We start from the raw sequence: 12354 nt of genomic DNA, 5'->3' as shown, positions 1-12354 counted from the left end.
TGATTTCGTATCGCTCAGCTCACTTCCTGTTAATCAAATTGTAAAAAGTTTGCCTATATTTCAGGCTCTCCCTATTCTTTTCACATGTTAAACTTATCGTATTCAGGAAATATTTTGTAAAGGGGTTGGGGGAGTATGGATAAAACAGAAGTGATTGCTCGTAGAGTTTTAGGTTGGAAATTGAATCGAACGAACAAATGGTACAATCCAGAAGAAGGAAACATCATTGAAAATTTTCAACCTGATAAAAAATTAGATCATGCGATGTTAATCGTCGACCGATTTGAAAAGTTCGGGTTTACATATTCTAAAAAAAGCGACAACGAGGTTTGCTTTAACAAGTATTGCGCAACCGGTGATACGCTACAAGAAGCGATTACAAATGCTGCATATTCGATTGCCGAAAACAATCCGATTCATAATGATTGGTTTTAGAAACAAAGGGACGGTTCTTTTGCTTCAAGAAGCAGAAGAACCGTCCCTCTCTTTTAGCCATAGGTTGAGGAAGTCTGGTAATTCACCTTTTATTGCAAGCGATACATGGCCTCCTTTTATGTGCTGATGCGTTTTATTTTCACTAGAAACCTGAGACATAATCGGTTTGACGAGTTCTTTTGGAACGATTTCGTCATCTGTTGTTGAAACGACTAATAAATCACTCGTAATCGCATCTAAATGAATCGGCGTGCCATTAATCTTTAACTCATTTTTTATTAACTTATTGTCCATTGCGATATCGTTAATTAATTGTTTTAGCGTGGCACCTGCAAAAGGAATATGCCCTTTTAACCAGTGATTGAAAAGATGCCATTTTTGTACATATTCTTTATCATGAGACTTTTGTAAAAGACCAAGATAAGATCTATACGTAATTGGAGAAACAGCTAATCGTAAGATCCATTCCATATATTTTGCTGGGATCACTCCGTATATATCAATTAATTCATCAAGATGAACTCGGCCGTTTTTAATTGCGTCTTCCCATTCTTCAGGAATAGGAGAATGTTCAAAATCTAGTGGTGGTGCAAATAGCACAAGGTTTTTTATCGTTTCATTTCTAAACGCTGCATAGATGGTAGCTAATGTCCCGCCTAAACAATAACCGATCATTGTCACCTCTTTAGCGCCGGAATGGAATAAACTGCGCTTCACAGCTTTATGAATATATGTTGTTATATAGTCATCCAAAGTTATTTCTTTATCTTCATATCCTGGTACGCCAAAGTCTAGTAAATAAACGTCGTAACCCTCATTAACGAATGCTTCAATCATACTCATTCCAGGGGATAAATCGAGAATAAAAGGTCGGTTAATTAATGAATAGATGAGAAACAATGGTGTCTCATACCGTTTATTTTTTGCAGGATAATACCAAAGAGTCGTTTTGTTTATTTTCCAAACTTCTGTTTTTGACGTCTGACCAACACGGCTTTCTATATCTTTTGGAGGAAAAATGTGACTGATTTTTTTGCGCCCATTAGTATGTTTTCTCACCTTATCTCCTCCTATGAGTGTGATTCTCTAATGTTTCCTGTAAAGCTTGAGGATCAAATGCATTCTTTATGAGCTGTTCACGAATCAACTTTTTCATCGATTCTTTTTCTACAGAACGATCTTTTCGTTTTTCAACATCCTCTTTCTCTTTTACATCGTCTTTTTGTTCTTCATAATATTTCCGGCTTTCTTCCCCTTTTGTTAAACATAGCAACCTTTCTTCTAGTTCATCTACTTTCTCTTCGATTTGTATAACTATTTTCGCGACATTGGCGACATCTTCTTTCGTTGGGAGATTTAATTGTTGTGCTAAAACTTCGGTATAATTACGTACTCTCTTTAATAGTTCAGCATGATTTTCTAGTCCAACTCCTGTTTTCTCAACATTCTCAATGTTACTTAATAAGCTTTTAATGGTTTTATTCAAATAGTCCTCTAAGTTGAGACTAATCGATGTCATAAGTTCTGTTAATTCTTGTTTACTCCTTTTGGTCATCGTTATCTTCCTTTCATTCGTCGTTTTCGTACGAATAACGTATATTCTATTTATATACAAATGAAAAGGACATGTTCCAAAACTGTATTCTTTCATTAATAGTAGATCCCCATTATTCGTGTCTTTCCACGCATGTACAAGCAAGTATATGACTCCCTCATAAACTAAGTTGAGTTAAGAGCTTTCGTTAGGAGGGAACTATTAATGGGAAAACATCTTCCCCCAGGCCCAGAAGGAAAGTTTTTTACGGGGTCATTGAATGAATTTCAGAGAAATCCATTACGATTTTTACAAAATCTAGCCGAGGAGTACGGTGAGGTCGCTCGCTTCAAGTTTGGACCAATGCAGAACGTATACCTTATTTCAGATCCAAATTTAATTAAACAAGTACTAGTGACAAAGCAACGTCAATTCGTTAAATCTAGAGACTTGACGATGTTAAAGCCAATTATCGGGGAAGGTCTTTTAACTAGTGAAAAGGACCATCATTTAAAGCAGCGCAGGCTCATTCAACCTAGTTTTAGAAGAGATCATATTAATCAATACGCACAAGATATGATACAGACGACGAACCGCTATATAGATCGTTGGGAACACGGGGAAGAAAGAGTCATTACAGAGGATATGATGACGATCACTTTAGGGATTATCTCGAAAACGATGTTTAGTATGGCGTTTACTGAAGGACATAGGATGATCGGAAGTCCAATGGAAAACGTGATGACATTAGCTGTTAAACGGATGAGGTCAATTCTTCCACTGCCCCTCTGGGTCCCGACAAAAACAAACCGCAAATATAAACGTGCAATAAAAGAGCTTGATCAAGTGCTTTACAATTTGATCGAAAGCCGCCGAGGCGTAAATGAGGCTTCAGACGATCTACTTGGTGTGTTAATGGAAGCGAAAGATGAGGAAAATGGGGGTGGGATGCCCGACAAACAACTTCGTGATGAATTGATGACGATTTTTTTAGCTGGGCATGAAACGACCGCGAATGCGTTATCTTGGACGCTCTATCTCCTTTCCCAAAATCGTAATGTTGAAGAGAAATTACACGAAGAAATCGATCAAGTCGTTGGGCTTGAGGAAGTAAAACCTGAACATTTTCCGCAATTACAATACACACAACAAATCATCCATGAATCCCTTCGCCTTTATCCACCGGCATATGTGATCGGTCGTCAAGTTGACGAAGATGTGAAAATTGGACGCTATTTATTTAAAAAAGGAGATATGATTTTAATTAGCCAATATGTCATGCAACGAAAAGAGCAATATTTTTGCCAGCCAGATCAGTTTGTGCCTGAAAGGTTTCAAGATCACTTCATAGAGTCGCTTCCTTCTTTTGTATACTTTCCTTTTGGTGGCGGACCAAGAGTATGTGTTGGTAATCATTTTGCGCTCATGGAAGCCGCTCTTGTTTTAGCATGTATTGCAAAAAAATACCGTATGAAGCTCACTAAAGACCACCCGATCGTTCGTCCTCAACCACTCATCACATTAAGGCCAAAAGGTGGAATCCAAATGGAGCTTGAAAGAAGGTAACAGGAAGTAATCCTGAAGGGATGTGGACGGTTTACTCTTTGTGGATTCGATTAGAAGCACAAGAACCGTCCCCCCTTCCATCTTTTAGAAAAGATAATCCGTGAAATCATATTTGTAAACTGATACCCTTATAATATAATGAAATCTGTTTTATGAAAGGAGAAATTATGAGGATTAGGCAAGCAACAACAGATGATTGGAAAGGCATTGCCCGTGTTCACGTTGATTGTATGCGCACGGCATATCAAGACATATTACCTTCAAAGGTTATCGAAAAATTTACATATACAGATCGTGAAGAGCGTTGGCAAAAGGATCTTCCAAAGTCGACAAGTGGTGGTACGATGACGTTTGTCGTCGTAGATACACAAGACAACGTCGTAGGATTTGCTTTAGGCGGAACGATGCGAGATCCTCGCCTTCGAATCAAATACACAGGTGAGCTCTATGGAATTTATATTCACCCTGATGTACAAGGCCAAGGTTTAGGGAAAAAATTATTTGAAAGCATTGCAGAGTTTTTATCGTCCCTACACCATTCAAGAATGGCATTATGGACGTTCGAGGATCATCCGTCATGTGATTTTTTCAAGAGTCTTCATGGTAATGAAGTGTACAATAAAAAAACGACAATCGCTGGCAATGAACTAAATGAACATGCATATGGTTGGGATGACATAGAGACGTTTTCATTTAATAAAAAAGAGATGAATTAAAAAAAGTACCAGTGACTTGTCGAATTCGACAAGTCACTGGTACTTTTCTTCTATTTTTTCCTGCAATAATTTACTTAGCAGCGGTTCATGCCTCATCGTCATACTCACACCCGTTAGTCCTGATAGACTAAAGATTACAATGGAGAAAAATACGTAATCAATATAAACATGTAAACTGACAAAATTTAACGTACTTACAACAGCTATTATTCCGCTTGTAACGATCCCTATTAAACTAGGCACATATTTTAAATAGGATTTTGATGGAAATCTCCAAAGAAGTAATTCACTTAAAACATACAGACCAACAACGATCAATAATCCAGAAAGAAACGGACTGCTCATGGAGATCCTCCTCTATGATTTTGACTATGTTACATGCCTATGCTTGAATCTACTATTTTATGAAGAGAGAAGCATGACAAATCTACTTTAACGTTTGCCATAAGAGGATCATCGTCCCCCTGGAGTACGAAACGAGCTCTCTCTGTTGATCTCATTCCTACTCCTATTAAAAAGGACACTTCACGTTTATTAGGAAGTGCCTATCTTTCAAAAAGATTATTTACATTCATATATGTTACTTTAGCACGAAAAATGTCACGCGTTCAGGACGGCTTTTATTTTGTTATTTCACGCATTTGGTATGTGGCGGGCAGTCCTTCATCATATTACGCATGGGTTAAAAACCGCCAGAACCTCCACCACCACCACCTGCTCCAGAACCGCCGCCACCGATAGAACCTTCTGAATGACTATCAGCTATGGATGCCTCTTTTTGGGCTGACTTGAAAGATGATGTGGCTACTCCAGCAATGACCATCCATGATGGATCGAAACTGTAAGCTGTCCCCAATTGATGACCATTTGTACTGGCTGTATTTTTAAATGCGCTTTTTAATGATTCATTTTTCTTTTTCAGACTTTTATCATTTGTCCCTAAACCGAAAATAAACGCTCGCATTTGATCGTCTTCAGATAACTTCTGCCAATCCTCATCTGTCATTTTAGGAAATTGTGCTTTAAACCTTTGCCATACATACGCCATCTTTGCACCTTCCCACTTTTTCGGACGATAACTAATCGCAAAAATAGCCATTCCTAAGAAGAGGATCACTGAAGAAAAAAACAAACCGATCAAACCATTCATCACAAATAAAATGGAAAACGGAACGAAACCAAGACTAAATAAGCCTACTATTAAGCGCATTTTATTTTTATTTTCATACAAGCCTGCTTCTTTGACTTCGTTTCGAACAGCTTTCTGCCATTTTGAATGGTGCAGCTGATAGTTTTCATGGTTCTTTTTATTTTTTGTATAGGTCGTTAAATCTTCAAAGCTAAATTCAGTCCCATTTCCTATTTCTTCAAATAACCAATTAAATAATTCTTCTTCGTGACGAAGTAAACTTTGGCGATTTATCAAGAGAAAGCGATCATCTTCTAATTTTTTAACATGACCTTTACGAACCAAGTCTAATAGAGATGCTGCGATCGTTTCTGGTAAAAGTTGATGGTAATTTGTCAAATAAATTGTAGCTGGTAACGATAAGACCTGTTCTGGTAATCCACGCTGATTCCCTAATTCCTTCATGATCGCCTTTTTCCTGCGGTTAGCTTCTAGCCATGAACGAAACACAAGAAGAAGCAAGAGTAAACCAAATAGAGGAACGATTATATAGCCGATGGATGATAGTGCTTCCTTCTTTTCAGCGCTAGTAACCTCTTCATTAATTAATTCTTGTTTTGCCGCTTCTATTTCATCCCCCATACGTTTATCCGAACTAATCGTGGCGTCTCCAAATAAGTTGGCGTCATAAGCAACCCGAATATCGCCATTTCGTTTACTAGGAACCTCACCAAACTCAAATTGAACCTTGCCATCTTGCAAAACCTTCTCTTTCTCAAAGGCCTCATCATAACCAAAAGCAATAACATTGGTTGTGGCTTCTGGTGGAAAAATGTTTATGATTAAGTTTTCATACGTCGATTCGTTACTTCGATCAAAAAATGGCCAGTAAAATTCAGCCACATCTGCATACACATCTACCCCGCTTTTTATTTCATAAAAGAGGTCAACCGTAATCGTCTCATCAATACCTGCTCGATGAATACGATGTTCATATTGATTTGACTCCACTTCCAAAGGACGGTCTCCTTCAAAGGCCTCTAGATGAACAATATCAGTTCCTTCTTTTGGGATTAGTTCACGAATCATACCCCCAAATTCACCTTTAAATTGATATGTATGCCGCTCTTGGATGGACACATTGCCATCTGGTTGTAGATAAGCATCTATCTCAACATCGGTAATGTTGAAATCGACCGCTAAAACTTGTGTAGGTATAATAAGAAATATGAATAATATAACGGAAATGATGATTTTTTTATACATTGTTCAGCCCCTTCCTCTTCGCTTATTATTTACGATAAACGATCGAAAAGGTTTCACCATGCATTCATCGACATGTACCACAGGTTCCAGGAAGTTGATCGTATTCTCTACATAGTTGGTCGTATTTCTAAGTAAGTTGACCGTATCTCCCCAAAAGTTATTCGTATACTCTTGCTGTTACAAAAAAAGACACTCCCCTTTGATAAAGAAGTGCCTACCTTACTAACATTTTTATTTTCACAAATATGACTGAAGTAAAAAACTGTCCATCACATCACGTACCACAATACGTTCGATATGGGCCACATGATGGATCCGGCGGTGTTGTGTAATCGTCTTGATCGGATGTGTAAGCATACGGTTTTGAAAGCACATCAATGAGTTGTTTCATTACATTGTAGTCTTCTCTTTCCACTGCAGCTTCTAATGCTTCTTCTACCCGATGGTTACGTGGGATGATAGCTGGATTACTATTACGCATCAACTCATGTGAGGACTCCTTCGACTTCTCTTGCCTATTTAATCTTTCTTGCCACAAATCATTCCATTTTTTGAAATCGTCACTATTAAACATAGCTGAGTCTTTACGTTCTCCTAATGTTAGAGCGCGAAACGTATTCGTATAGTCGGCACTGTGTTTTTCCATCAAATGAAGCAAGTTTCCGATTAAAGATTCATCGTCTTTCTCCTCATTGAAAAGTCCTAATTTCGCTCTCATTCCGTCAAGCCAATGATGATGATACAAATCTTTAAAGGTAGATAGCTCTCCCTCAGCAATCTTTATCGCTTCATCTTGATCTTCATGAAGAAGTGGTAATAAACATTCCGCAAGTCTTGCAAGATTCCATACAGCGATCGGTGGTTGATTTCGATAAGCATAGCGTCCTTGTCGATCAATCGAACTAAATACGGTTGCTGGATTATACGTATCCATAAACGCACACGGTCCGTAATCAATCGTTTCACCGCTAATTGTCATGTTGTCCGTATTCATTACACCATGAATAAATCCGACAAGTTGCCATTTACTAATTAACTCCGCTTGTCGCTTAATAACTTCCTGAAGAAGGGACAAGTAGCGGTTTTCATCCGCTTTCACGTTTGGATAGTGTCGTTCGATTGTATAGTCAGCGAGCGTACGGACGTCATCCTCTTCCCCTAATCTTCTCGCGTATTCAAATGTGCCAACACGAAGGTGACTGGAAGCAACTCGTGTCAAAATCGCACCTGGAAGTTCTGTCTCACGAAAGACTGGCTCACCTGTTTTAACTACTGCTAAACTTCGGTTTGTTGGAATTCCTAGCGCATGCATCGCTTCACTAATAATGTACTCACGTAACATCGGTCCAAGTGACGCTCGACCATCACCCCCACGAGAGAATGGCGTTCTTCCTGAACCTTTAAGTTGAATATCTAGACGCTCTCCATTAGGAACGATCTGCTCACCTAATAATAACGCACGCCCATCTCCGAGCATCGTAAAGTTACCAAATTGGTGACCTGCATAAGCTTGAGCAAGTGGAAAGGCTCCATTCGGCACTTTGTTTCCTGCAAGTATATTGACACCATCTTCACTTTGTAATTCTCCAGCATCCAATCCTAAAGAGGTTGCTAGTTCTTCATTAAAAATAATCAATTCTGGTGAACTCACTGCTGTTGGTTGAAGGTGTGAAAAAAATGAATCCGGCAGCTTAGCATAACTATTGTCAAAATTCCATCCTATTTCTTTTGTCATTATATCCCCTTTTCCTTTATACTTTGACGTTTATCCTATTTGAATCAATTTCATAACTCAAAATATGATGCGAAATTCCGAATGATGAGTGTGAACTTCACTTCAGACGGACGCTTTCCCGAGGGCTTGTCTTCAGCTAACTTAGGCTCAACAACTCTTCGCCTAAGTGGATCTTCAGCTCGTTGCTCCTGCGGTTACTCGTCGCAGCTCGAAGCAGTTCGAAGAAGTATTGCTCGTCGCTGTTCTCCGGGAGTCGCCGTCTTTTGTTACGTTCACTTCCAGATAAAACGTACATTTAATGAAATATTTATAATATCCCGTTTCATTACGCAAAAAACGTAATTATGAAATTGATTCATTTACATATTATCACTAGTGTTGCATTAATTTAGGCTAACTATTAAAAATACTCAAAATGTTCAATAAAGTTATTTTGTGCAAAGAAAAAGTCCTTTATAATGGATAAGTCAGGTGGTAATCCCGTCCAAATCCAATAATAAAGGACCAACTCATGGATAAGATTACACGAAAAACTTCATTTGGACAATGGTTTTCACCAATAAATCTTCGATTATTTAATGAACAGGTGAAAACATTGAAATTAGATTTTTATACAAAGAAACTTACGACAGAATCATTCTTGAAATTATTACTATACGCACAGCTAGAAGAGGTAGAAAGTCTCCATGCACTGAGTGATTGTCTCTTTGATGATCAACTACAAAAAGGGATTGATCTTGATTCCATCAGTATTTCTCAGCTTTCACGACGATTGAACGGCATGAATCCAGATTTATTTCAACAGCTATTTTTGGATTTAGTTGGGCAAATACATGCCAAAACACATTACACGAAACTCATTATGCCATTAAAGATCGTTGATTCAAGCACCATGCCGTTGAATTTAACGAATCATAGATGGGCAAAATTCCGCAAAACAAAAGCTGGTGTGAAGTTACATTTGCGACTAGTTTTTATGGAAAAAGGAGTTTCATACCCTGAAAAAGCCTTGATTACAACAGCGAAGGAACACGATCGTAATCAGCTGGAAGTCATGGTTGATGACAAAGAGTGCATGTACGTGTTTGACCGTGGTTATCTCGACTATGAACGCTTCGATCGTATGACTGACGATGGCTACTTTTTCCTGTCAAGGCTAAGGAAGAACGCTGTGATACGGGTAGTTGACGACTTTATACTACCTAAAGAATCATCTGTTTTATCCGATCAAATGGTCTTGATTGGAACAACGCAAAATCGTGCTGAAAATTACTTTCGTCTTTTAAAAGTGATTGATTCTAAAGGGAATGAACTGCAACTGATCACCAATCGATTTGATTTAAGCGCCGAAGAAATTTCAGAGATGTATAAATCACGCTGGGCAATCGAATTGTTTTTCAAGTGGATAAAGCAACATCTCAGAGTCAAGAAGTTCTATGGGCAAAGCGAATGGGCAATCCAAAACCAAATATTTATTGCACTGATTGTTTATTGTCTGCATGTACTCGCTCAAATTGAGACAAATAGTAGGATAAAAACCTTGCAAATTAGCCGTTATTTAAGGGCTGCATTGTGGAAATCAGCGCATATTTGGCTTCGAAAGATTGAAGGGAAAGCCATCCCTTAACAGAGTTTTGTCATTGTCGCACTAGTCTAATTGTAAATTAATTTCCAAATGGATGGAGCCACCTTTAATTGGGTATTTACCTTTTTGGCTCTGAGAAGGTTATACAATTAAACTGAAAATTACGACACTATTTATGCAACACTAGTGACATATTATTTATTATTTTAAGTGATGAAGGACTTAATATAAACTGAAACGATTCTTTACTTAGTTTTTGCGTGAAAACTTCAATTATCCTTTCATAATAAAATAAAAGTTGACCGTTTCACACCTTCTCCTTTCGGAACTTTTATGTAAAGTACAATTTCTCTTCTCACCCTAAATTTTTAATTTTTAGACAATGAATATCTTGTATGTTAGTATTTAGGGGAATTATGGCATAATTGGAGAAAAATAACTGTAACCTTGATATCTATGAGAGGGTGCAAAACAAAAGAAGTGAGGGGATTTTTATGAAAAGCGAGGAATTGCGTGAAATTCAAGCTCCTTTAAAGGAGACATATCGTAATAACCCTGAAGAAGCAATTGTTACATTACAATCCGAAGGAACAATTGGTGAAGAAGGAGTTACTTGTCGTGTTGATACTGGAAAAGCACTTGTTGAAGCAGGACTACACCCAGCAACAGGCGGGAATGGCTTTGCTGCTTGTTCTGGTGATATGCTTCTTGAAGCATTAGTAGCATGTGCTGGAGTAACGCTAAAAGCTGTCGCTACGTCACTAGGCATCAAGCTACGAGGCGGGACCATTCGTGCAGAAGGAGATTTAGACTTCCGTGGAACGTTAGGGGTTTCTAAAGAAGCTCCCGTTGGCTTTTCAAACATCCGCCTACATTTTGACTTAGATACAGATGCTACTGACGATCAAATTGCTACATTGCTGCGTCTCACTGACAGATACTGTGTCATAAAGCAAACGATTACAAATGCAACGGATATCGATATTTTACATACTGTCAAAAACTAAAACAAATATTTGATGCGTTATACCTTTTTTTTAAGTGATGGCTGTTATATATTCACTAATACGCATCTCTAAATAGTTTTTGCTTGAAAAGATTAATTATCCTAATACGATTAAAATGGCTCAGTTCATACAGAACCGAGCCACTCGTCATATATTATTCACTAATTAACGGAAGTTAGAAAAGGGCTGAACCCTTTTCGTGTTCAACTACAGCGTCAAATATCCTTTAAGGAATAATTCTATCTTGTTGAGGGGGCTGTTCTAACCAATGATGATCAATCATTAACCTCTCAGCTTTTTTGGCTATTTTCGAAGTATCGTTTATTAAATCCATGTATTGCCTTTTTAAATCATTTCTCATGCTCGTTGCTAATGATGTAGCATAATCAGAAAGCCCAGCCGCTGATAAGACAGTGATTTCATACATCATAAGCCGATCTGAAAATGGGGCGTGAGAAGAACTAAAGACTTGTGTTTCAGATGCCATTGGCGCAGGTAATTGACTTCCTATTAAGAACTGAGTTAAGGAATTGACTATTTCTTCAGATAACTGACCTGCATTTTCCATGAATGCTCTAACTTCTTTTATATCTGCCGTTTGAGCAAACCCTTTCGTTAGTGTATGACCAATGACATTCGCTTCAATATTAGCGAATATATGTGATATTTCAATTGTATTTAGAAAACGTTGGTCACTAAATAAATCAATACCATTTAAATATTCCTTGTCCTCTATGAAGTCAGACCTTTTTTTAGGGTCAATGAATGGTGGCCTTGTATAAAGACCTTTTTCTAACAACAAGTCACTAACTTCGTCAAATAAATTCGTTGCATTAGACAAAAATTCTTTAAAGTGTTCTCTTACATCTTTACGAGTAGACATCGTAAACATTAACCCGCTAGAAGCTACCATCGCTCTTGATAAGTTTTTTACATACATTAATGAAAAAGTATCGGAAAAAAGTCGAGGTGCATTTACATCTACGTCTTGGCTACTAAAAGCTATTGGGATCGGCACTTGTTCCGCCTGCAATAACTGTTTACAAGCTCCTTTCATACGTTCTATCATCTGGTATGCACTTTTTAGAACTTGTAATACTTCAACATCTTCTGCTTTTGCTATAAAATAATCCAAGATACAAATACTATGTGTGTGATTCATATAATCATTCCACAATGATGCCATTTCAGACGAGGTAAGTTTTATATTTTCGTGAGAACACATTTAAAAAAACCTCCAACTTATTCTTTATATATAACTTTCCATCACAGAATAAAGCTATACACTTTTTATTCGCCCAAAAATTTTCCTATTTGTTAGTTGAACTAGAGTTGCAACACTTTTTAAGATTTGCTTTCGTTAGTGACGTAAAAGCTTATA

11 protein-coding genes are annotated in these 12354 nt (G+C 37.7%); 5 read left to right on the top strand and 6 right to left on the bottom strand.

Translation table 11 applies throughout. The features are described from left to right. Positions 1–135: 135 nt before the first annotated feature. Complete coding sequence (locus LGQ02_RS09405) at positions 136–435, top strand: BC1872 family protein (protein ID WP_226517921.1); 300 nt, start codon at positions 136–138, stop codon at positions 433–435. Between the two features lie 24 nt (positions 436–459). Here the strand turns inward: LGQ02_RS09405 and LGQ02_RS09400 are convergent, their stop codons facing one another. Together LGQ02_RS09400 and LGQ02_RS09395 are read right to left on the bottom strand one after the other, a co-directional pair. Continuing rightward, positions 460–1494: an alpha/beta fold hydrolase gene (locus tag LGQ02_RS09400; RefSeq protein WP_226517920.1), complete on the bottom strand. Its 1035-nt coding sequence runs from the start codon at positions 1492–1494 to the stop codon at positions 460–462. Between the two features lies 1 nt (position 1495). Then, complete coding sequence (locus LGQ02_RS09395) at positions 1496–2134, bottom strand: DUF1664 domain-containing protein (RefSeq protein WP_226517919.1); 639 nt, start codon at positions 2132–2134, stop codon at positions 1496–1498. 60 nt (positions 2135–2194) lie between these two features. On the opposite strand from LGQ02_RS09395, the gene LGQ02_RS09390 reads away from it, so the two are divergent. Next, positions 2195–3535 carry a cytochrome P450 gene (locus LGQ02_RS09390; RefSeq protein WP_226517918.1) on the top strand — a complete coding sequence of 447 codons (1341 nt, stop codon included), beginning with the start codon at positions 2195–2197 and terminating at the stop codon, positions 3533–3535. A 167-nt stretch (positions 3536–3702) separates the two neighbouring features. Further along, positions 3703–4251, top strand: a complete 549-nt coding sequence (locus LGQ02_RS09385; RefSeq protein ID WP_226517917.1) for a GNAT family N-acetyltransferase — start codon at positions 3703–3705, stop codon at positions 4249–4251. Between the two features lie 33 nt (positions 4252–4284). Here LGQ02_RS09385 and LGQ02_RS09380 read toward each other — a convergent pair whose 3' ends face one another. The 3 genes from LGQ02_RS09380 to LGQ02_RS09370 form a co-directional block, all read right to left on the bottom strand. Beyond that, the gene (locus LGQ02_RS09380) at positions 4285–4596 is read right to left on the bottom strand and encodes a hypothetical protein (RefSeq protein WP_226517916.1); all 312 of its coding nucleotides are present in this window, start codon (positions 4594–4596) and stop codon (positions 4285–4287) included. 337 nt (positions 4597–4933) lie between these two features. After that, positions 4934–6646: a DUF2207 domain-containing protein gene (locus tag LGQ02_RS09375; RefSeq protein WP_226517915.1), complete on the bottom strand. Its 1713-nt coding sequence runs from the start codon at positions 6644–6646 to the stop codon at positions 4934–4936. A 274-nt stretch (positions 6647–6920) separates the two neighbouring features. Next, positions 6921–8381 (bottom strand): protein adenylyltransferase SelO, encoded by a 1461-nt coding sequence (locus tag LGQ02_RS09370; protein WP_226517914.1) that lies wholly within the window; start codon positions 8379–8381, stop codon positions 6921–6923. Positions 8382–8892: 511 nt separating this feature from the next. Between LGQ02_RS09370 and LGQ02_RS09365 the strand changes: the two genes are divergently transcribed. Both LGQ02_RS09365 and LGQ02_RS09360 read left to right on the top strand, forming a co-directional pair. After that, complete coding sequence (locus LGQ02_RS09365) at positions 8893–10008, top strand: IS4 family transposase (RefSeq protein ID WP_226514820.1); 1116 nt, start codon at positions 8893–8895, stop codon at positions 10006–10008. Between the two features lie 452 nt (positions 10009–10460). After that, a complete protein-coding gene (locus tag LGQ02_RS09360) occupies positions 10461–10973 on the top strand; it encodes an OsmC family protein (protein ID WP_226517913.1) in 513 nt (170 codons plus the stop codon). Positions 10974–11199: 226 nt separating this feature from the next. Here LGQ02_RS09360 and LGQ02_RS09355 read toward each other — a convergent pair whose 3' ends face one another. Beyond that, positions 11200–12198, bottom strand: coding sequence for a DUF3231 family protein (locus tag LGQ02_RS09355; RefSeq protein WP_226517912.1), 999 nt, complete (start codon positions 12196–12198; stop codon positions 11200–11202). Between the last annotated feature and the right edge of the window lie 156 nt (positions 12199–12354).

It is taken from the genome of Bacillus shivajii (genome assembly GCF_020519665.1).
Taxonomy (GTDB): Bacteria; Bacillota; Bacilli; order Bacillales; family Salisediminibacteriaceae; genus Bacillus_CA; species Bacillus_CA shivajii.
The sequence above is the reverse complement of the archived record's forward strand: the minus strand, read 5'-3'. Positions and strand labels throughout refer to the sequence as shown.